Raw genomic sequence first — 18,434 nt, forward strand, 5'->3', positions numbered from 1 at the left:
GCCGTGATTTATAAATTCGATTAATTATCTTTTGATTTTAAAAGCTTCCAATCCTGGGAAAATTGCAGTTTCACCTAAAGCTTCTTCAATTCTCAATAATTGATTGTATTTAGCCATTCTGTCTGATCTTGAAGCTGAACCTGTTTTGATCTGTCCACAGTTCATTGCTACCGCTAAATCAGCAATTGTAGAATCTTCAGTTTCTCCTGATCTGTGAGACATTACTGAAGTGAACTTGTTGTTCTGAGCCATTTGTACAGCAGCCATTGTTTCAGAAAGAGAACCGATTTGGTTTACTTTTACAAGGATAGAGTTCGCAATATTTTCTTTTACTCCTCTGGATAGTCTTTCTACGTTGGTTACGAATAAATCATCACCTACAAGCTGTACTCTATCACCGATTTTATCAGTTAACATTTTCCAACCCTCCCAGTCATTTTCCTGCATACCGTCTTCAATGGAAATGATTGGGTATTTTGCAGCCAGTTCAGCTAAGTAAGAAACCTGCTCGCTGCTTGAAAACTGAGCTGCGTCCTGAGTCTGGAATTTTCTGTAATCATAAATTCCGTCTTTGTAGAATTCAGAAGCCGCACAGTCAAGTGCTAACATAATGTCGTCACCTGGTTTATAGCCTGCTTTTTCAATTGCCTGAAGCAATGTATCCAAAGCATCTTCAGTTCCTTTGAAAGTAGGAGCAAAACCACCTTCGTCACCTACCGCAGTAGATAAACCTCTTGAATGAAGAATAGATTTCAGATTGTGGAAAATTTCAGTTCCTTTTCTCAATGCATGAGAGAAAGAATCCGCTTTTACCGGCATGATCATGAATTCCTGGAATGCGATAGGAGCATCTGAGTGAGATCCACCATTTATTACATTCATCATTGGAACAGGAAGCGTGTTTGCATTCACTCCACCTACATATTTATAAAGTGGCATTCCCAATTCTGCAGCAGCAGCTCTTGCTACGGCCAAAGAAACACCAAGAATAGCATTAGCACCAAGATTTCCTTTGTTAGCCGTTCCGTCAAGATCAATCATAATCTGATCGATATAATTTTGTTCGAAAACCGGCTGTCCAACTAAATTCTCTGCAATTACTTCTTTTACATTTTCAACAGCTTTCAGAACTCCTTTCCCTTGATATTCTGAACCACCGTCACGTAATTCTACCGCTTCGTGTTCTCCTGTAGATGCTCCTGAAGGTACAGCAGCACGGCCCATTGCCCCGCTTTCTGTAAATACATCTACTTCAATGGTAGGGTTACCTCTGGAATCTAAAATCTGTCTTGCTTCTATATAAGAAATTGCACTCATTTTTTATTTTTTTTAGTTTAGACAAATTTAATCAAAATTTAACTTTTAGGGGTATTTCGAGGGATTTTTTTGATATAAATCCAAGTTAAATTTTAGTTAATTTATATTATGATAATTCTACAATTTATTTGTGAAGAATTGCCGATTTAAAATAGGGAAAGAATGATAAAAAAACTCACCTTTTAAAATTGTAAAGATGAGTTTTTCATTATGTAATTATTATACTATTCTTTTTTCATTCCATCAAAATTGAAACTGACATTTAAGAAACCAAAAAGATTATTGTTTTTAATATCATATTTTAAAATCAATGGAACCCAAAGGTTTTTTAAAATTCTTATTCTTAAATCTGCATTGGCTAAGAACTGGTCATTTTTTTCATCTGTCATTATTCCTGAAACAATTCTTTTATATTCAAAATTAGGTTTAAGTTCCACGATAGATCTCTCTTTAGTTTCCCAAATCGAAATATTCAATCCTAACTGTGATGAAAATTCTTTTCGTTTTATAACCGATGTCGTGATACTGTCTTTTGCTTTAAACTGATTTCGGAAGTCTATTTCCAACTTACTTCCCTTCTTAGATTTCAATCCTTGCAGATAAACCAAATTGGCATCAAACTCGTCTAAAAACTTAGAATCCTTTTGAAAATTACTATGAAATCCTACAGTTAATAAAGGTCTCCTTTTTACTCTTCCCAATTCATTTTGAAAAGTATCTAAAAATTGTTTAGCTTCTACTCCATCTTGCTCTTCCAGCAATATCTTTTTAAAATCCTCCGGCAGATTATCTATGGGCAGGTAATATTGTTTTTCAATAGAAGCTTTTGCTAATTTCTCAATTTTTTGGTAGTTTTCAGAAGTTGCTACGTTTCTATATTTTTGTAAAGCAAAAATTAAAGCGGAACTTAGCTTGGCAAAATATTTACCGGATTCATACTCTTCTCTGGCTAAACTGGCTATGGTTGTATCTCTTTTATTAATGATTGCCCAATCAAAGCCATAATTAAATCCCTTAAATTTATAATCATTATCAAGGTTCAGTCCTATTTGTATCTGAAAATTCCTATAAAAGGTTTCTCGTTTACTTGTATAGTTATAGTCAATTAATAAAGTACTATCAACTTTTGATCTCAATGAAAAAATGTTTGCTTTAAATTGAAAAGATTTGTTTTCACTTGTTAATCCTTTAAAAGAAGCCTGCATATAATCAGTCAATACATCTTTCCAGTTTCCTGATTTTGTTTCTTCAATTTTATTATAAAAACTTTCTGATTTTAAATCTTTTTTTGTAAAACCTCCATTTTGGGCACAAACCAATAATGCATTAAAAAGAAATAGAATAATCCCTAATTTATATATAAGTGTTTTCATGATCCTTTTTTATTATTTACTTTAAAATGATACGTTAACAAATACCCATTCCCTTTTCTATTTGCAGGATTTAAATCAGAATCCTCACTAAGCGTAATATCTCCATCGATTTTTATTCTTGTATTTCTTTCCGCTGATAAAGGATTCGATCCAATTATATAAAGATCATATTCTGCATCTTCATTCAACTCAAATTCCTCAGAAAAAGTTCCGTTTTCTGTTTTTTCAAAAAGAGGAACTGTGCTTCCTTTTTTAAAAATTTTATAAATAATTCCTAAAATTGAAGCTCCACCCGTTACTGTAATATTCAATGTTATAGTTTTCATAATGTCTAGTTTTTTAAGTTGTTTATTTTCTCGGTGTAGGAGATAGAAGACCCGCTAAGGCGCCTATGGCTCCTGATGAAATGGTAGCAAAGATTGTCACCAGTTGATTGTCTTTGGGCTGTCCGTTACTCCATGCGGAAATAAGAATAAGCCCTGCAATGATGGCAATCACTGCTAACCCGAGCATAATCACTATAATTCCATAAATCCAAAAATCTGTTCCTCTGGGATTTCTAATTTCCACATCCCTTATAGCCTCTATAGGATTATTTTTAAATTTCTCCTGAAGATCACTGTTGTTTTTTAAAGCAGCTTCTAAATCTCCAATACTGTCATTAATAAGAGTTTTCATGGCTTTTGGTTTTTATATATCAAATTTCCCTCTAAAAAACACACCAATCAATTACACAAAGGGGTAATTTTCATACACTTATTTTAAAAACCAGACATGTTCCAAGGTTTTCAGATAAAATATTACATTCACCGGATAATTCATTCATTCTTCTTTTCATATTCCGGAGGCCATTTCCTTTTGGCTGATCATCCGGAATTCCAGTTCCATTATCTGAAATTTTCATTGAAAAGCAATTTTTTTCCTGTGAAAATGAAAGTTTCAATACATCTGCATGGCTGTGCTTGTATACATTATTCACCGCTTCTTTTAAACAGAGGAAAAGATTACGCCTCATTTCTGTGGAAACAGGGGTTTCAGCAATGATATCATTACATTCTGAATGCAATACTATTTTTGTTTTCTTTAAAAAATTTCCGGTATACAGTATTGCATAATCAATAAAACTGCCTAGTGTGTCATTCCCTGAATTCAGACTCCAAAGCATTTCTCTCATAGAGATATTCATTTCTTCAGAAGTTTTCAGAAGTTCATCAATATCACTTTGCAGATCACCATCTTCTGCTTTCTGTTTTAAAAACTCTGCCTGAAGTTTCAATGCGGAAATCCCTGCTCCGAGATCATCATGCATATCGTGGGAAATACGTTCCCGCTCCTGTTCCAGAATTTTTTGTTTTTCGAGTTCTTTCTGAAGGAGCTGGTTTTGGTGTTCGGCTTCTTTGAGTTGCTGTTCTTTCAGATACAGAAGCTGTTTTCTATTGTACATTAATACGACGAAAATTGTAAAAGCAGCCAAGAGCACAACTAAAAGTAATGCGATTAAAAAAATAAGTTTTATTTCTGAAGGTAAAGACTTCATTTTTTATCCATTGAGTTATATTTATGTAAAGCAATATAAAATAAACCACCGCATACAATATTGATTACATTTAATATTTGTTTCAGCAGCTTTAGAAATGGCTTATCAATTTCATTCAGCAGATACATGGGAATAATTCTGAAAAGAAAAAAACAACTCCATAAAAGTATTGAGGTTGAGATCCAAAAGACAGGATCATCTGTAATTTTCGATTTATTAATATTGTTTAATTTATAACTGCACCAATATAATACCTGTAATATATTGATAACACAATATGTGACAGCAATATTCAAATTATATTTATCAACATAAAAAAGCTCAATATTCAATAGTATTACTATTACAATAATGGTAGATATCGTAAGAGCTATTTTCTTGTTTTTAATATGTCGAAAATAAAAAATGATAAAATAGAAAGTATTGAAAAGATTCAGATAATTATACTGAATTGATCTGGTTGAAATAATATTAATTTCTGAAAAAAAATCTACAACAAAATTTACGACCAGATACAACAAAAAATAGTCTTGAGAGGATAATTTTCTTCCTCTCAAAACTATTAGACCTTTTATTAAAACAATAAAAGAAATTATATAGTAAGCTGTAATAAGCATCTTATGGCTCTAAACTTCCCTGATCGTAATATGGAAAATCTGCGCTAAGTAATTGTTTATTATTATCTGATGGCATGGTTGCAAGATATATTGACTGTTTCCCACTTCCAAAACTTACCGTCTTTTTTCTTCCAATACATGGTATGAAGTCAAGTCTAGAAATATTTTTTTTAAGGCAACCTTCCAAATACATGTGTATTCTATCAATGTACTGTTTTACAAGAATCAACTCATAACGTATACAGTTTGCTACATAAGCGTCATTGGATACGTTAGTGAGGATTCTCCCTAAATCTGTATTATCAAAGCGTCTCAAATGGTTTTCATCTACCTCATAATATCTATCCAGGTTAAAAACAAAATAATGTTTATCCAGTTTGGTTGTATCTGATGCCTCATGGAAGGAAAGGCTTGCATATAAATATCCTTCTATACTTTTCAGTGATGATTGATTTTCAGGCATGATTCTGGAAAATTCACTAATTTCATTCTCTGGAAGTTGTCTAAAAGAGATCTTCATTATTGTATACCCCTCATTCAAATGGTCTCTTACAAGGGTTTCAAATAAATTAAAATCTATGTACAATTCTTGAGTAATATCAGGAGCCCGCTGTTCAAACAATTCTCTGTTCTTTATAAATTCTTCATCTCCTATAGGGTGTGTTACGAAAAATTCCACACCATTCTTTGTAATATAATCCTTTATCCATTGCTCACGTTCTGTAAACTCCTTCATTTCATAGAAATCCTTAATTGCTCCTGCCTTTTGCTTAGCAATAATCTCAGCTTCCAAAGCACATTTAAAATCATGCAATTCTTTTTCCATTGTTTCTTAGTTTTTTGATTGGTTAAATTTATTAATAGCCTCCACTTTATTGTTTACGTGAAGTTTTCTGTAGATATTTCCGACATGTTTTTTTACCGTATCAATGCTGATACATTTTTTGTCTGCGATCTCTTTATAAAGAAGTCCCTCCGAAAGAAGGTCAAGAATTTCTTTTTCACGCACTGTAAGTTCATCGAAGCCTTTAATTTCGGGAAGTTTTCGTTCAAAATGTCTGAGAACTCTTCGGGCAATGGAAAAACTCATAGGAGCTCCACCCTGATATACATCCCGGATTGAAGAAAGGATTTTATCCATACTTTCTCCTTTTACAAGATAGCCCATCGCACCAGCTTTTAAAGAATTAAAAATCTTCTCATCATCATCAAAGCTGGTACACATGATAAATTGTGTATTGGGCATGTCTTTTCGCAGTTTTTCTATGATTTCAATTCCCAGCATATCTTGTAACTGGATATCCATCATCACTACGTCCGGGGAAATAGCGGGGAGGTTTTGCATGGCATCATTTCCATCAAAAAACTGAGCAATTACCTTCATATCCTGTTGGTAATTGATGACTTTCTTCAACGCATTGTTGTAGTTTTTTTCGTCCTCTACTATGGCGATGGAAATGCTCATGACTTTGTTTCTTTGTAGCAAATTTCAACAGAAAACAAATTGAAATCAATTACACCTTTGTGTAATATTGATTTTGGAGTTTGTAATTATGGTCAAGTTTTTTTAGCTCTATTAAATTTAATCAATTTCTCATTTAAAAACCAATATTAATATAACTATTTCATAATAAATTAAAACACAAGTCACAAAGTCGTAATAAAACCTTTAAAACAGAGAATTATTCCACAAGACAATCAAGTATAGGATGATCAATGCTGCTTACTGTATTATGAGATTCAATTTGTTCGAAGATTTGAATCAGATTCCTGCCTTTCTTCAACCAAACTCCAGGAATGTAAAGAGTCAGCTGCGGCCCTACTTTACTCCAGTATCTTCCTGCATTTTTTCCGTTGATAAAAACAATTCCTTTTCCAAAATTTCTCATGTCAAGAAAAGTATCTCCTGTCTCATCAAGTGTAAATTCAGCTTCCTGAATTACGGGTGAGTGAGCTGCAATCTCTTTTTGTTTAAAAGTATGTTTGGGAAAAGTATCGAAAGGCATTGGAAGCATTTCCCAGTTTCCGGAGACTTCAGTTCCGTTGATTTTTACTGGACTGATAATGCCTTTTAAATTATGGACAATCTCTGCTCCATAATTGATCCTACCCATATTTTCAACCAGAATTTCCAATCGGTCTCCTGATTTAATTTCAATATCAAGATCATATTTTTTGTTCACCCTGTTCAATTCTCCTTTCCATCTGCCATTGATGTATATGTTGGCATAATCACGTAATCCTTTTATCTCTAATTTTCCTTTCGTATCATTATCAAATTTTCTTCTGTAGAGAACATATCCGTTTCCGATATTCAAATCTTCAAATGTAAGCGGTTTATCACTCACAACAGGTTTCTGACGATCAGTAAGATCAAAGAGGCAATTTATTTTTGAAAATTTAATAGTGGGAATAGTGATGACTTTCATTTGCTTTGGAACATCAGGAAGCTTATTCTGATGTATTTTTTGGAAAACTTCTCTCAGCGCATTATATTTTGGAGTAGCCCATCCTGCTTCACTGATGGGAGCATCATAATCATAGCTTGTAAGATCCGGCTGGATATCATGATCCCTATCGTAATTTGCACCGCTGGTAAATCCAAAGTTGGTTCCGCCATGAATCATATAATAATTAAAAGAAATTCCATTTTTTATATACAGCTCTGTTTGCTTTACCACTTCTTCTGTAGAAACCTTAGCAAAAGGTTCTGCCCAATGATCAAGCCATCCGGGGTAGTATTCGGCAACCATGTAAGGCCCCTGTCCTCCATTATATTCATTGATGCTTTTCTTTAAAATATCAATATCACCTTCCCCGTTTGCTGTTGGTATCGCTCCTTCAATAGAACCACCTTTAAAAAGTGAGCTTCCATCTGAAGTAAATAACGGAACCGAAACTCCGCTGTTCAAAAGCATTTCTTTTATCTTGTGGCTGTATTTTCTATGCTCTTCGAGAGGAATATCTTTTCTTTGGGCAACATAGGAACCAAACTCATTTTCAGCCTGAACCATAATCACCGGACCACCATTATTGATCTGCATGGGTACTATTTGTTTTGCCAGCTGATTAATATATTTTCGGCATTCTTCCAGAAAAGCTTTATTATCTCTTCTTATCTCAAGATCTTTATATTTTTGCAGCCACCAAGGATACCCACCAAATTCCCATTCCGCACAAACGTAGGGTCCCGGTCGAATAATAACATACAAACCGACTTCTTGTGCTGTTTTTATAAACTTCTTCAAATCTTTTTCACCCGAAAAATTCCATTTTCCTGGAGCCTCTTCATGATAATTCCAAAAAACATAAGTGGTAACCGTATTCAAACCCATTGCTTTCATCATCTCCAGCCGGTGCTTCCAGTATTCTGACGGAACCCTCGGATAGTGCATCTCCCCGGAATACACTGTGAACGGTTTCCCATTTAAGATGAAATGTCCATCCTTAATTTCAAAATTTCCTTTTTGTGAAAACATAGTATTAAAGGAGAAAAAGAAAAGAATTATGTATAAATAATGACTAAAATTTCTCATATTGTAAGGCATGATTTTTGTAAAATTAAAATATAAAAATCATATTGAATATCAAATAATATAATCATGAAAAAAAGTCTTTTAGCACTAGGTGCTGTACTTACATTAACAGCTATTGGCTGCAAAAAAAATGAGAGTGGAAATAAAAGTGTTATCAAAACAGACAGCTCAACAACTGTAGTTACAGATAACAATGGAAAAATAGATTCGTTAACACAAAGTTCTTCTACAGTAGATGTAAACGGACAGAAAATTGAAAAAACAGATTTTGTTTATAAAGCTACAGACGGAACATTAGTAAAAGTAGTATTCAAAAACGATCCGAAAGAAAGTACAGTAGCCATTACCAGCAACAAGAAAACATTTACATTACCTAAGACAGAAACCAAGGGTGGTGAAACAATTTACAAGAAAGATGATATGACAGCAAGGGTAAAAGGAGACAGCCTTCACCTTGAACAGGGTAATAATCTTATTGAATTGAAAAGAACAAAGATCTAAAATAGCAATGTCCCTCAATATAGAGGGACATTTTATTCTAAGTAATGAAAATAAAAAAACCATCCGGATTCCGGATGATTTTTTTTATATATCTGAATGAATATTATTCTTCAGTTTTTTCTTCAGTAGTATCAGCTTTAGCTTCTTCTACTTTTTCTTCTACTACAGGAGCATCAGCAACTACTGCTTCAGCTTTTTTTGTAGTAGCAGTTGATCTTCTGCTTCTTCTTGTAGCTTTTTTCTCTTCAGCATTAGGATTGTAAAGCTCGTTGAAATCTACTAATTCGATAAGAGCCATATCAGCAGCATCACCTGGTCTGAAACCTGTCTTAATGATTCTTGTATAACCACCGTTTCTTTCAGCGATTTTAGGAGCTACAGTTCTGAATAATTCAGCAACCGCAAATTTATTTTGAAGATAAGAGAATACTATTCTTCTGTTGTGTGTAGTATCTTCTTTTGCTTTTGTTAATAGAGGCTCAACATATACTCTTAAAGCTTTAGCTTTAGCTACAGTAGTGTTGATTCTTTTATGCTCAATTAGAGAACAAGCCATATTAGAAAGTAAAGCACTTCTGTGAGAAGCTGTTCTTCCTAAGTGATTGAATTTTTTACCGTGTCTCATTATTAATTATTTATCAGCGTCTAACTTATATTTTGCAACGTCGAAACCGAAGTTAAGACCTTTTGAATGCACTAATTCTTCTAGTTCTGTCAAAGATTTTTTACCAAAATTTCTGAATTTCATCAAATCAGACTTACTGTAAGAAACTAATTCTCCAAGAGTTTCTACTTCAGCTGCTTTTAGACAGTTAAGGGCTCTTACAGAAAGATCCATATCTGCTAATTTAGACTTAAGAAGTTGTCTTGTGTGAAGTGTTTCTTCATCGTACTGGATAGATGCTTTTACAGCTTCAGTTTCAAGCGTGATTCTCTCATCAGAGAATAGCATGAAGTGATAAATTAATATCTTAGAAGCTTCTGTTAAAGCATTTTGAGGGCTGATAGACCCATCAGTTTCTATATCTAATACAAGTTTTTCGTAGTCTGTTTTTTGCTCTACACGATAATTTTCAATGCTATATTGTACTTTCTTGATCGGCGTAAAAATAGAGTCGATAGCAATAGTTCCTACAGGAGCATTGTTTGACTTATTTTGTTCAGAAGGCACATACCCTCTGCCTTTTTCAATATTGAAAGTAATTTCGAAAGTTACATCACTGTTTAGGTTGCAAATCACTAAATCTGGGTTTAAAACCTCAAATCCATTGATAGACTTTCCTAAATCACCAGCAGTAATAACCGTCTGACCTGAAACTTTAGCAACAACCTGCTCGTTAGCCTGGCCTTCTGCTGCAGCTTTTAATCTTACCTGCTTAAGGTTAAGAATAATTTCGGTAACATCTTCGATTACTCCTGGAATAGTTGAAAATTCGTGCTCTACACCTTCTATTTTGATAGATGAAATAGCGTATCCTTCCAGAGAAGAAAGCAACACTCTTCTCAAAGCATTACCGATTGTAAGCCCGAAACCTGGTTCTAAAGGTCTGAATTCGAATTGACCTTTAAATTCATCAGAGTTAAGTAAAATTACTTTATCGGGTTTTATGAATTGTAAAATTGCCATATTATTGGGTTGAGCAAAAATTTGATTAAAAAATTATTTAGAGTAAAGTTCCACGATAAGGTTCTCCTTAATGTCCTCCGGAATTTGGATTCTTTCAGGAGCAGAAATGAAAGTACCTTCTTTCTTCTCATCGTTGAATTGTAACCACTCATAGTTTGACTTAGAAGCCAATGCATTGGTAACAACCTCAAGAGACTTAGACTTTTCTCTTACAGTGATTACATCACCAGCTTTTACCAAGTAAGAAGGGATATTAAGAATTTCTCCGTTCACAGTGATGTGTCTGTGAGAAACTAATTGTCTTGCACCAGATCTAGTTTTAGCAAAACCTAATCTGTACACTACGTTATCCAATCTTGATTCACAAAGTTGTAATAGAACTTCCCCTGTTACTCCTTTGCTTCTGTGTGCTTTTTCAAATAAGTTAGCAAACTGTCTTTCTAAAATACCGTAAGTATATTTAGCTTTTTGTTTTTCAGCTAACTGAACTGCATATTCTGATTTTTTAGCACCTCTTCTTTTGTTAGGACCGTGTTGTCCTGGCGGTTGGTTTTTTCTTTTTTCGAAGTTTTTATCATCTCCGTAGATTGCAGCACCAAACTTTCTAGCAATCTTAGTTTTAGGTCCAATATATCTTGCCATAATGGGTAAATTCTAAAAATTAAACTCTTCTTCTTTTTGGTGGTCTACATCCATTGTGCGGCATTGGAGTCACATCAATGATTTCGCTAACTTCAATTCCTGAATTGTGAATAGATCTGATTGCAGATTCTCTACCTGCACCTGGACCTTTCACAAACACCTTTACTCTTCTTAATCCAGCTTCATGAGCTACAGCAGAGCAATTTTCAGCTGCCATTTGAGCAGCAAAAGGAGTGTTCTTTTTAGAACCTCTGAATCCCATTTTACCGGCAGATGCCCAAGAGATAACCTCTCCACTTTTATTTGTTAAAGAAATGATGATGTTATTGAAAGAAGCTTGAATATGTGCTTCACCAATAGCTTCAACTTTTACTTTTCTTTTTTTAACTACTTTACTTTGTTTTGCCATAATTCCTAACGATTATTTACTTGCCTTTTTCTTGTTAGCAACTGTTTTTCTCTTTCCTTTACGGGTTCTAGAGTTGTTTTTCGTTCTCTGGCCTCTTAAAGGTAATCCTAGTCTGTGACGTATTCCTCGTTGGCATCCTATGTCCATCAATCTCTTGATGTTCAATTGCACTTCAGATCTTAATTCTCCTTCTACTTTAACGTTTTCAGAGATATATGTTCTGATTGCAGCCAATTCATCGTCATTCCATTCGTTGACTTTCTTGTCTTCGCTGATACCGGCAGCTTTAAGGATTTCGGAAGAAGTATTTCTTCCTACTCCATAGATGTAAGTTAAACCGATAACACCTCTTTTGTTTTTTGGTAAATCAATACCTGCAATTCTCGCCATAATTTAATGTTAGCCTTGTCTTTGTTTAAATTTTGGGTTCTTCTTGTTGATTACGAATAGTACACCTTTTCTGCGTACGATTTTGCAATCAGCGCTTCTTTTTTTAATTGATGCTCTTACTTTCATTTTGATAGTATTTATTTTTTACAAATGCCAAATGGAAAGTGTATTCCATTTGGCTAATTGTTTTAATATCTAAATGTGATCCTCCCTTTTGTTAAATCGTAGGGAGACATTTCTAGTTTTACCTTATCACCAGGTAAAAGTTTAATATAGTGCATTCGCATTTTACCTGAAATATGAGCGATAAGAATATGCCCATTTTCAAGTTCTACACGGAACTGAGCGTTCGAAAGTGCTTCCGTTATAACGCCGTCTTGTTCAATATGTTTTTGTTTTGCCATAAATTAATATCCAGTCGTTCTAGACAGTTTAGACTGCATTAAGCCATCATAGTGATGATTCAGCAGATATGTATTAATCTGTTGAACGGTATCTAAAATTACACCTACCATAATTAATAGTGACGTTCCCCCGAAAAATAAGGCAAACGCATCTGTCTGAACAAAGCTTCCATGCACAATTGCTGGAAGGACTGCAAAGATAGATAAAAAAATTGCACCTGGCAAGGTAATTTTTGATAAAATATCATCTAAGTAATCTGCTGTCTCTTTCCCTGGTCTTACTTTCGGTACTAAACCTCCATTTCTCTTCAAATCATCAGCCATTTGGTTCACCGGAATTGTAATTGCAGTATAGAAAAACGAGAAGATAATAATTAATAGCGCAAACAATACATTGTACTGCCAGCTAAAAACATTCTTGAAACCTGCAAGAAAAGTGTTAGACTCATCGAATTTTGTTAATAATCCTGGTACGAACATCAATGCCTGAGCAAAGATAATCGGCATTACACCAGCAGCATTTACTTTCAACGGAATCCATTGTCTTGCGCCCTGCATAAGATTTTTGTTTACACCTCCTCTTGCTTGAGCTCTGCTTACATACTGAATTGGAATTTTTCTAACAGCCACAGATAAAATCACGGCTAAAAGAACAACTACCATCCAGAATAATACTTCAATAAGGATCATGATAGATCCCATTCCTCCTTTTCCGTTCTGCACGGCCATCTCCTGTACGAATGCTTCAGGTAATCTTGAAAGGATTCCCACCATAATAAGGATGGAAATACCATTTCCGATTCCTTTGTCGGTAATCTTTTCACCTAACCACATTGCGAATACTGAACCAGCAACCAAGATAACAATACTTGGCAACCAGAACATGATAGAATTTGGCTCTACAAAATATGCAGATTGGAACTGAGCATACGGTAAGAATAATTGAGTAATAGAAGTTAAATAAGAAGGTGCCTGTACCAGACAAACTCCAATTGTTAACCATCTTGTAATTTGGTTCAATGTATTTCTACCTGACTCTCCATCTTTCTGAAGCTTCTGAAGATAAGGAATAGCCATTCCCATCAACTGAACAATAATAGAAGCAGAAATATAAGGCATGATACCCAACGCCATTACGGAAGCGTGGCTGAAAGCTCCCCCCGTAAACGACGAAAGCAAGCCAAGGAGACCTGCTCCTTGCTTGTTACCGCCTTGATTTTTATAATGCTCTAAGAGATCTCCCACCTCTGCAAGGTTAATTGCAGGAAGTGAGATATAAGATGCGAATCTATACACAAGGATAATACCTAACGTAAAGAGAATTTTATCTCTTAACTCCTTTAGGCTCCATATATTTTTAAGTGTTTGTATAAATTCTTTCATTAGTAAGTATTATAAGGTAATTGCTTTTCCACCTGCTTTAGCAATAAGCTCTTCAGCAGACTTAGTGAATTTGTCAGCAGAGATTGAAACCGCAGATTTCAATTCTCCTCTACCCATAATTTTCACTAATTCGTTTTTAGAAACTATCCCGTTTTCTACTAAAACTTCTTTCGTGATATCTCCAGTGATGGATTTGTTCTCGATTAAAGTTTGAATAGTATCAAGGTTAATTCCTCTAAACTCTTTTCTATTTACGTTTTTGAATCCGAATTTAGGTAATCTTCTTTGTAAAGGCATCTGTCCACCTTCGAAACCGATTTTCTGAGAATAACCAGCTCTAGCTTTCTGACCTTTGTGTCCTTTTGTTGAAGTACCTCCTTTTCCACTACCTTGACCTCTACCAATTCTTTTTGAGTTGAAAGTAGATCCTGCAGCAGGTTGTATATTGTTTAAATTCATTTTAATTCTCTTTTATAAAATTATTTTTGAACTTCAAGTAAGTGGCTTACTGCAGCTACCATTCCTAAGATAGAAGGAGTAGCTTCATGTTCTACAACTTGGTGAAGTTTTTTTAATCCTAATGCTTCAAGCGTTCTCTTTTGGGTTTTTGTTCTACCAATAGCGCTTCTTACTTGCTTTACTTTAATTGTTGCCATTGTTTTAATATTAACCGTTAAACACTTTACTTAGAGAAATTCCTCTCATTCTTGCGATCTCTTCAGGTCTTCTGATATCCAATAACGCTTTGAAAGTAGCTTTCACCACGTTGTGAGGGTTAGAAGATCCTTTAGATTTTGAAAGGATATCGTGAATACCAGCAGATTCCAATACCGCTCTTACCGCACCACCGGCGATAAGTCCTGTACCGTGAGAAGCAGGTCTTAAGAAGATATCTGCACCACCGTATCTAGCAGTAGTTTGGTGAGGAATAGTATGGTTCATTACAGGAACTTTCACAAGATTTTTCTTAGCATCTTCAACTGCTTTAGCAATTGCAGAAGCAACCTCTTTAGATTTTCCTAAACCAAAACCGATAATACCTTCTTCATTACCTACTACAACAATAGCAGAAAATCCGAAAGCTCTACCCCCTTTAGTTACTTTTGTTACTCTGTTAACAGCTACGAGACGATCTTTTAATTCTAATCCTCCCGGTTTTACTCTTTCTATATTATCTAGTCCTAACATATTTTCCGAAATTTAATGATTAGAATTTAAGTCCACCTTCTCTCGCACCATCAGCTAGAGCTTTTACTCTACCGTGATATACGAAACCGTTTCTGTCAAATACAATACTTTCGATTCCTGCAGCGATAGCTTTAGCAGCGATAGCTTTACCAACAGCAGCAGAAATTTCAGTCTTAGTACCTTTAGCGTCTACACCTTTTTCTCTAGAAGAAGCTGATGCTAAAGTTTTACCATTTTTATCGTCGATTAACTGAGCGTAAATTTCCTTATTACTTTTATATACAGATAATCTTGGCAATTCAGAAGATCCAGAGATTTTCCCTCTTACTCTTCTTTTGATTCTTATTCTTTTTTCTAATTTACTTAATGCCATAATACTTATAATTTATTAAGCAGATTTACCAGCTTTACGTCTAACAATTTCTCCTACGAATCTTACACCTTTTCCTTTGTATGGCTCAGGCTTTCTGAAAGAACGGATCTTTGCAGTAACCATTCCTAGAAGTTGTTTGTCGTGAGACGCTAAAGTAATAATTGGGTTTTTACCTTTTTCAGTCAATGTATCAACTTTTACTTCACTTGGAAGTTCTAATACGATACCGTGAGAGAATCCTAAAGCTAACTCAAGTTTTTGACCTGCGTGAGAAGCTCTGTATCCTACCCCTACTAGTTCTAGTTTCTTTTCGAAACCTTCATTTACACCAACAATCATGTTGGCGATTAACGCTCTGTATAAACCGTGAAGCGCTTTGTGTTGCTTAGAATCAGATGGTCTGTTTACATTAAGCTCACCATCTTTTTGTTCTAAAGTAATTCCTGCCGTAAGCTCCTGAGAAAGTTCTCCTTTTGCTCCTTTTACAGTTACTACACCGTTGTTTTCAGTGACTGTAACTCCAGCTGGAATTGTTATAATTGCTTTACCAATTCTTGACATTTTCCTCTGATTAAAAATTAATAAACATAGCAGATTACTTCACCGCCTACTTTCTCTTCTCTAGCTTTCTTGTCAGTCATTACTCCTTTAGAAGTAGAGATGATAGAAATACCCAAACCGTTTAGTACTCTTGGAAGTTCAGTAGAACCTTTGTACTGTCTCAAACCTGGTCTTGAAGCTCTTTGAATAGACTTAATAGCAGGTTTGTTAGTTTGCTTATCGTACTTTAAAGCGATTTTGATCACTCCTTGAACAGCGTTATCTTCAAACTTGAAGTTTAAGATATACCCTTGATCAAATAGGATCTTAGTAATCTCCTTTTTGATTTTCGATGCAGGAATTTCCACCACTTTGTGGCCTGCGCTTTGTGCGTTCCTTACTCTTGTTAGGAAATCTGAAATTGGATCTGTTACCATTTTTCTTTTATAAATTATTGGTTAAAGACAATCAGTATTGAAAAGACTTGAAGAGAAAAATATCAGACTTCAGAGAACTTCGGTCTGATATTATTGTTCTTTAGTATCCTGACAACTTAATTGTCCCGATTTTTAATTAGTAATTATTACCAACTAGCTTTTCTTACACCTGGGATAAGACCGTTGTTTGCCATTTCTCTGAAAGTTACTCTGGAAATACCAAACGTTCTCATGTACCCTCTTGGTCTACCTGTTAGTTTACATCTGTTGTGCAATCTTACAGGAGAAGCATTTTTAGGCAATTTTTGAAGTCCTTCGTAATCACCAGCTTCTTTAAGAGCTTGTCTTTTAGCAGCGTATTTAGCAACTAGTGCTTCTCTTTTGCGCTCACGCGCTTTCATTGATTCTTTAGCCATTTCTTAGTTCTTTTTAAATGGTAAACCGAAGTGAGTTAATAATGCTTTAGCTTCTTTATCTGTTTTCGCAGTAGTTACGAAAGTGATGTCCATCCCTTGGATTTTTTTCACTTTGTCAATTACGATTTCAGGGAAGATAATTTGCTCAGTAATACCTAAGTTGTAGTTACCTCTACCATCGAACCCATCTGCTTTGATACCAGAGAAATCTCTGATACGTGGTAAAGCAGAAGCAGTAAGTCTGTCTAAGAACTCATACATTCTGTGAGCTCTCAATGTTACTTTCGCTCCTACAGGCATTCCTTTTCTTAGTTTGAATGCAGCTTCATCTTTCTTAGAGATTGTACCTACAGCTTTCTGTCCTGTAATGTTTGTTAGTTCTTCTACAGCATAATCAATAATTTTCTTATCTGCAGTAGCATCTCCTAAACCTTGCGATATAACGATTTTCTCTAATCTAGGTACTTGCATGATAGACTTGTACCCAAATTCTTCCATCATTGCAGGAACAATTTGCTCTTTGTATATTTTTTTGGGTCTTGCTATAAATTCCATGTTAATTCAAATTATAAAGTTTCACCCGTTTTTTTGTTAACTCTCACTTTCTTATCTCCTTCGATTTTGTAACCGATTTTGATAGCTTTTCCGTCTTTACCAACTAAAGCTACGTTTGAGATATGAATAGAAGCTTCCTTTTCAGTAATTCCTCCTTGAGGATTTGAAGCTGAAGGCTTAACGTGTTTTTTAACGATGTTAAGTCCTGCAACGATTACTCTAGGGTCTTTTCCTTCTTTCTTAATCACTTCAATAACTTCACCAGTCTTACCTTTGATATCTTTCTTACCAGTAGTAATGATTACGTTATCTCCTCTTTTTATTTTTAACTTTGACATTTCTTTTAAAAATTTTTAAAATTAAAGTACTTCAGGAGCTAATGAAATGATTTTCATATATTCTTTGTCTCTCAACTCACGAGCAACTGGTCCGAAAACACGCGTTCCTCTCATTTCTCCCGCTGCGTTTAGTAATACACAAGCATTGTCGTCGAATTTGATGTATGAACCATCTTTTCTTCTTACTGCTTTTTTAGTTCTTACTACTACAGCTTTAGATACCTGACCTTTTTTAGCATTTCCTGATGGTGTAGAATCCTTGATAGTAACAACGATTTTATCACCAACTGAAGCATATCTTCTTCTGGTTCCTCCCAGAACTCTAATAACTAGTACTTCTTTAGCACCTGTGTTATCAGCAACTTTTAATCTTGATTCTGTTTGTAACATTATTACTTAGCTTTTTCAATGATTCTTACTAATCTCCATCTCTTGCTCTTGCTCATAGGTCTAGTTTCTTGGATCAAAACTGTATCACCTTCTGTGCATTCGTTGTTCTCGTCGTGTGCAGTATATTTTTTCGTTTTCAAAACGAATTTACCGTACATCGGGTGCTTTACTCTTGTAGTTTCACTAACAACAATAGTTTTTTCCATTTTATTGCTGGAAACCACTCCGATTCTTTCTTTTCTTAAATTTCTATCCATTGTAAAATGAAATTATTGTTTGTTAGTTAACTCAGTGTTTAGTCTTGCGATTGTTTTTCTCAAATCTCTGATTTGAATCGGGTTTTCAATTGGGCTGATGGCATGAGCTAATTTCAATTTAGAATATTGAGCTTTTGCTTCAGTTAATTGAGCTTGAATATCACCCGCGCTTAAATTTTTAATATCAGCATTTTTCATTGTATT

Annotated in this window: 29 protein-coding genes; 1 reads left to right on the forward strand and 28 read right to left on the reverse strand. The window is 34.6% G+C overall.

Annotated features, from left to right (window positions below; translation table 11 throughout):
• Positions 1–24: 24 nt before the first annotated feature.
• From eno to ACTJIP_RS14740, 8 genes are all read right to left on the reverse strand, one after another.
• Positions 25–1,317, reverse strand: coding sequence for a phosphopyruvate hydratase (gene eno / locus ACTJIP_RS14705; protein WP_077413607.1), 1,293 nt, complete (start codon positions 1,315–1,317; stop codon positions 25–27).
• Between the two features lie 224 nt (positions 1,318–1,541).
• Positions 1,542–2,690, reverse strand: coding sequence for a hypothetical protein (locus tag ACTJIP_RS14710; protein ID WP_440704785.1), 1,149 nt, complete (start codon positions 2,688–2,690; stop codon positions 1,542–1,544).
• Positions 2,687–3,016: a hypothetical protein gene (locus ACTJIP_RS14715; RefSeq protein ID WP_077413605.1), complete on the reverse strand. Its 330-nt coding sequence runs from the start codon at positions 3,014–3,016 to the stop codon at positions 2,687–2,689. The genes ACTJIP_RS14710 and ACTJIP_RS14715 overlap by 4 nt, the downstream gene beginning before the upstream one ends.
• A gap of 22 nt (positions 3,017–3,038) precedes the next feature.
• Positions 3,039–3,368, reverse strand: a complete 330-nt coding sequence (locus tag ACTJIP_RS14720) for a hypothetical protein (RefSeq protein ID WP_440704786.1) — start codon at positions 3,366–3,368, stop codon at positions 3,039–3,041.
• Positions 3,369–3,438: 70 nt separating this feature from the next.
• Complete coding sequence (locus tag ACTJIP_RS14725) at positions 3,439–4,227, reverse strand: sensor histidine kinase (protein ID WP_440704787.1); 789 nt, start codon at positions 4,225–4,227, stop codon at positions 3,439–3,441.
• Positions 4,228–4,845: 618 nt separating this feature from the next.
• The gene (locus ACTJIP_RS14730; RefSeq protein WP_077413602.1) at positions 4,846–5,670 is read right to left on the reverse strand and encodes a hypothetical protein; all 825 of its coding nucleotides are present in this window, start codon (positions 5,668–5,670) and stop codon (positions 4,846–4,848) included.
• A 6-nt stretch (positions 5,671–5,676) separates the two neighbouring features.
• Positions 5,677–6,309, reverse strand: a complete 633-nt coding sequence (locus ACTJIP_RS14735) for a response regulator (protein WP_077413601.1) — start codon at positions 6,307–6,309, stop codon at positions 5,677–5,679.
• Between the two features lie 217 nt (positions 6,310–6,526).
• Entirely contained in the window at positions 6,527–8,380 is a 1,854-nt protein-coding gene (locus tag ACTJIP_RS14740; protein ID WP_440704788.1) for a glycoside hydrolase family 35 protein, read from the reverse strand.
• 66 nt (positions 8,381–8,446) lie between these two features.
• On the opposite strand from ACTJIP_RS14740, the gene ACTJIP_RS14745 reads away from it, so the two are divergent.
• Complete coding sequence (locus tag ACTJIP_RS14745; RefSeq protein WP_077413600.1) at positions 8,447–8,881, forward strand: hypothetical protein; 435 nt, start codon at positions 8,447–8,449, stop codon at positions 8,879–8,881.
• A 103-nt stretch (positions 8,882–8,984) separates the two neighbouring features.
• Here the strand turns inward: ACTJIP_RS14745 and rplQ are convergent, their stop codons facing one another.
• The 20 genes from rplQ to rpmC all read right to left on the reverse strand — a co-directional run bounded on the left by rplQ (position 8,985) and on the right by rpmC (position 18,428).
• Entirely contained in the window at positions 8,985–9,506 is a 522-nt protein-coding gene (gene rplQ / locus ACTJIP_RS14750; RefSeq protein ID WP_077413599.1) for a 50S ribosomal protein L17, read from the reverse strand.
• A gap of 6 nt (positions 9,507–9,512) precedes the next feature.
• On the reverse strand, positions 9,513–10,508 hold the full coding sequence (locus tag ACTJIP_RS14755) for a DNA-directed RNA polymerase subunit alpha (RefSeq protein ID WP_047376582.1): 996 nt from the start codon (positions 10,506–10,508) through the stop codon (positions 9,513–9,515).
• Between the two features lie 33 nt (positions 10,509–10,541).
• A complete protein-coding gene (gene rpsD / locus ACTJIP_RS14760; RefSeq protein WP_047096812.1) occupies positions 10,542–11,150 on the reverse strand; it encodes a 30S ribosomal protein S4 in 609 nt (202 codons plus the stop codon).
• 19 nt (positions 11,151–11,169) lie between these two features.
• Positions 11,170–11,559, reverse strand: coding sequence for a 30S ribosomal protein S11 (gene rpsK, locus ACTJIP_RS14765; RefSeq protein WP_047376581.1), 390 nt, complete (start codon positions 11,557–11,559; stop codon positions 11,170–11,172).
• A gap of 12 nt (positions 11,560–11,571) precedes the next feature.
• On the reverse strand, positions 11,572–11,949 hold the full coding sequence (gene rpsM / locus ACTJIP_RS14770) for a 30S ribosomal protein S13 (RefSeq protein WP_034738759.1): 378 nt from the start codon (positions 11,947–11,949) through the stop codon (positions 11,572–11,574).
• A gap of 9 nt (positions 11,950–11,958) precedes the next feature.
• Positions 11,959–12,075: a 50S ribosomal protein L36 gene (gene rpmJ / locus ACTJIP_RS14775; protein ID WP_007839480.1), complete on the reverse strand. Its 117-nt coding sequence runs from the start codon at positions 12,073–12,075 to the stop codon at positions 11,959–11,961.
• A 62-nt stretch (positions 12,076–12,137) separates the two neighbouring features.
• The gene (gene infA, locus ACTJIP_RS14780) at positions 12,138–12,353 is read right to left on the reverse strand and encodes a translation initiation factor IF-1 (RefSeq protein ID WP_034684855.1); all 216 of its coding nucleotides are present in this window, start codon (positions 12,351–12,353) and stop codon (positions 12,138–12,140) included.
• Between the two features lie 3 nt (positions 12,354–12,356).
• Positions 12,357–13,736: a preprotein translocase subunit SecY gene (gene secY, locus ACTJIP_RS14785; RefSeq protein ID WP_047376580.1), complete on the reverse strand. Its 1,380-nt coding sequence runs from the start codon at positions 13,734–13,736 to the stop codon at positions 12,357–12,359.
• 9 nt (positions 13,737–13,745) lie between these two features.
• Positions 13,746–14,195: a 50S ribosomal protein L15 gene (gene rplO, locus ACTJIP_RS14790; RefSeq protein WP_077413598.1), complete on the reverse strand. Its 450-nt coding sequence runs from the start codon at positions 14,193–14,195 to the stop codon at positions 13,746–13,748.
• A 20-nt stretch (positions 14,196–14,215) separates the two neighbouring features.
• Entirely contained in the window at positions 14,216–14,392 is a 177-nt protein-coding gene (rpmD, locus tag ACTJIP_RS14795) for a 50S ribosomal protein L30 (RefSeq protein ID WP_047376578.1), read from the reverse strand.
• Between the two features lie 10 nt (positions 14,393–14,402).
• On the reverse strand, positions 14,403–14,924 hold the full coding sequence (gene rpsE, locus ACTJIP_RS14800; protein WP_047376577.1) for a 30S ribosomal protein S5: 522 nt from the start codon (positions 14,922–14,924) through the stop codon (positions 14,403–14,405).
• Between the two features lie 19 nt (positions 14,925–14,943).
• Positions 14,944–15,297: a 50S ribosomal protein L18 gene (rplR, locus tag ACTJIP_RS14805; RefSeq protein ID WP_077413597.1), complete on the reverse strand. Its 354-nt coding sequence runs from the start codon at positions 15,295–15,297 to the stop codon at positions 14,944–14,946.
• Positions 15,298–15,312: 15 nt separating this feature from the next.
• Positions 15,313–15,858: a 50S ribosomal protein L6 gene (gene rplF, locus ACTJIP_RS14810; RefSeq protein WP_047380589.1), complete on the reverse strand. Its 546-nt coding sequence runs from the start codon at positions 15,856–15,858 to the stop codon at positions 15,313–15,315.
• A gap of 17 nt (positions 15,859–15,875) precedes the next feature.
• Positions 15,876–16,274 (reverse strand): 30S ribosomal protein S8, encoded by a 399-nt coding sequence (rpsH, locus tag ACTJIP_RS14815; protein WP_047376575.1) that lies wholly within the window; start codon positions 16,272–16,274, stop codon positions 15,876–15,878.
• A gap of 146 nt (positions 16,275–16,420) precedes the next feature.
• Positions 16,421–16,690 carry a 30S ribosomal protein S14 gene (gene rpsN / locus ACTJIP_RS14820; protein ID WP_002983233.1) on the reverse strand — a complete coding sequence of 90 codons (270 nt, stop codon included), beginning with the start codon at positions 16,688–16,690 and terminating at the stop codon, positions 16,421–16,423.
• Between the two features lie 3 nt (positions 16,691–16,693).
• On the reverse strand, positions 16,694–17,245 hold the full coding sequence (gene rplE, locus ACTJIP_RS14825; protein ID WP_047380587.1) for a 50S ribosomal protein L5: 552 nt from the start codon (positions 17,243–17,245) through the stop codon (positions 16,694–16,696).
• Between the two features lie 11 nt (positions 17,246–17,256).
• Positions 17,257–17,583: a 50S ribosomal protein L24 gene (gene rplX / locus ACTJIP_RS14830; RefSeq protein ID WP_047376572.1), complete on the reverse strand. Its 327-nt coding sequence runs from the start codon at positions 17,581–17,583 to the stop codon at positions 17,257–17,259.
• Between the two features lie 21 nt (positions 17,584–17,604).
• Entirely contained in the window at positions 17,605–17,973 is a 369-nt protein-coding gene (rplN, locus tag ACTJIP_RS14835; protein ID WP_002983226.1) for a 50S ribosomal protein L14, read from the reverse strand.
• Positions 17,974–17,975: 2 nt separating this feature from the next.
• Positions 17,976–18,230 (reverse strand): 30S ribosomal protein S17, encoded by a 255-nt coding sequence (gene rpsQ / locus ACTJIP_RS14840; protein WP_027387210.1) that lies wholly within the window; start codon positions 18,228–18,230, stop codon positions 17,976–17,978.
• Between the two features lie 12 nt (positions 18,231–18,242).
• Positions 18,243–18,428, reverse strand: coding sequence for a 50S ribosomal protein L29 (rpmC, locus tag ACTJIP_RS14845; protein WP_034694678.1), 186 nt, complete (start codon positions 18,426–18,428; stop codon positions 18,243–18,245).
• Positions 18,429–18,434: the final 6 nt, after the last annotated feature.

Source organism: Chryseobacterium sp. 22543, from assembly GCF_052044565.1.
Taxonomy (GTDB): domain Bacteria; phylum Bacteroidota; class Bacteroidia; order Flavobacteriales; family Weeksellaceae; genus Chryseobacterium.

Bases quoted from the DNA above. Each gene is read 5' to 3' on its own strand.
- ACTJIP_RS14755 (WP_047376582.1), bottom strand. From the start codon at position 10,508: ATGGCAATTTTACAATTCATAAAACCCGATAAAGTAATTTTACTTAAC.
- ACTJIP_RS14725 (WP_440704787.1), bottom strand. From the start codon at position 4,227: ATGAAGTCTTTACCTTCAGAAATAAAACTTATTTTTTTAATCGCATTA.
- ACTJIP_RS14740 (WP_440704788.1), bottom strand. From the start codon at position 8,380: ATGAGAAATTTTAGTCATTATTTATACATAATTCTTTTCTTTTTCTCC.
- rpmD (WP_047376578.1), bottom strand. From the start codon at position 14,392: ATGGCAACAATTAAAGTAAAGCAAGTAAGAAGCGCTATTGGTAGAACA.
- infA (WP_034684855.1), bottom strand. From the start codon at position 12,353: ATGGCAAAACAAAAACATATTGAACAAGACGGCGTTATAACGGAAGCA.
- secY (WP_047376580.1), bottom strand. From the start codon at position 13,736: ATGAAAGAATTTATACAAACACTTAAAAATATATGGAGCCTAAAGGAG.
- rpsM (WP_034738759.1), bottom strand. From the start codon at position 11,949: ATGGCGAGAATTGCAGGTATTGATTTACCAAAAAACAAAAGAGGTGTT.
- ACTJIP_RS14730 (WP_077413602.1), bottom strand. From the start codon at position 5,670: ATGGAAAAAGAATTGCATGATTTTAAATGTGCTTTGGAAGCTGAGATT.
- rpmJ (WP_007839480.1), bottom strand. From the start codon at position 12,075: ATGAAAGTAAGAGCATCAATTAAAAAAAGAAGCGCTGATTGCAAAATC.
- rpsQ (WP_027387210.1), bottom strand. From the start codon at position 18,230: ATGGATAGAAATTTAAGAAAAGAAAGAATCGGAGTGGTTTCCAGCAAT.
- rplR (WP_077413597.1), bottom strand. From the start codon at position 15,297: ATGGCATTAAGTAAATTAGAAAAAAGAATAAGAATCAAAAGAAGAGTA.
- rpsD (WP_047096812.1), bottom strand. From the start codon at position 11,150: ATGGCAAGATATATTGGACCTAAAACTAAGATTGCTAGAAAGTTTGGT.
- rplQ (WP_077413599.1), bottom strand. From the start codon at position 9,506: ATGAGACACGGTAAAAAATTCAATCACTTAGGAAGAACAGCTTCTCAC.
- rplE (WP_047380587.1), bottom strand. From the start codon at position 17,245: ATGGAATTTATAGCAAGACCCAAAAAAATATACAAAGAGCAAATTGTT.
- rpsH (WP_047376575.1), bottom strand. From the start codon at position 16,274: ATGGTAACAGATCCAATTTCAGATTTCCTAACAAGAGTAAGGAACGCA.
- eno (WP_077413607.1), bottom strand. From the start codon at position 1,317: ATGAGTGCAATTTCTTATATAGAAGCAAGACAGATTTTAGATTCCAGA.
- ACTJIP_RS14715 (WP_077413605.1), bottom strand. From the start codon at position 3,016: ATGAAAACTATAACATTGAATATTACAGTAACGGGTGGAGCTTCAATT.
- ACTJIP_RS14745 (WP_077413600.1), top strand. From the start codon at position 8,447: ATGAAAAAAAGTCTTTTAGCACTAGGTGCTGTACTTACATTAACAGCT.
- rplO (WP_077413598.1), bottom strand. From the start codon at position 14,195: ATGAATTTAAACAATATACAACCTGCTGCAGGATCTACTTTCAACTCA.
- rpsK (WP_047376581.1), bottom strand. From the start codon at position 11,559: ATGGCAAAACAAAGTAAAGTAGTTAAAAAAAGAAAAGTAAAAGTTGAA.
- rpsE (WP_047376577.1), bottom strand. From the start codon at position 14,924: ATGTTAGGACTAGATAATATAGAAAGAGTAAAACCGGGAGGATTAGAA.
- ACTJIP_RS14735 (WP_077413601.1), bottom strand. From the start codon at position 6,309: ATGAGCATTTCCATCGCCATAGTAGAGGACGAAAAAAACTACAACAAT.
- rpmC (WP_034694678.1), bottom strand. From the start codon at position 18,428: ATGAAAAATGCTGATATTAAAAATTTAAGCGCGGGTGATATTCAAGCT.
- ACTJIP_RS14720 (WP_440704786.1), bottom strand. From the start codon at position 3,368: ATGAAAACTCTTATTAATGACAGTATTGGAGATTTAGAAGCTGCTTTA.
- rplN (WP_002983226.1), bottom strand. From the start codon at position 17,973: ATGTTACAAACAGAATCAAGATTAAAAGTTGCTGATAACACAGGTGCT.
- rplF (WP_047380589.1), bottom strand. From the start codon at position 15,858: ATGTCAAGAATTGGTAAAGCAATTATAACAATTCCAGCTGGAGTTACA.
- rplX (WP_047376572.1), bottom strand. From the start codon at position 17,583: ATGTCAAAGTTAAAAATAAAAAGAGGAGATAACGTAATCATTACTACT.
- rpsN (WP_002983233.1), bottom strand. From the start codon at position 16,690: ATGGCTAAAGAATCAATGAAAGCGCGTGAGCGCAAAAGAGAAGCACTA.
- ACTJIP_RS14710 (WP_440704785.1), bottom strand. From the start codon at position 2,690: ATGAAAACACTTATATATAAATTAGGGATTATTCTATTTCTTTTTAAT.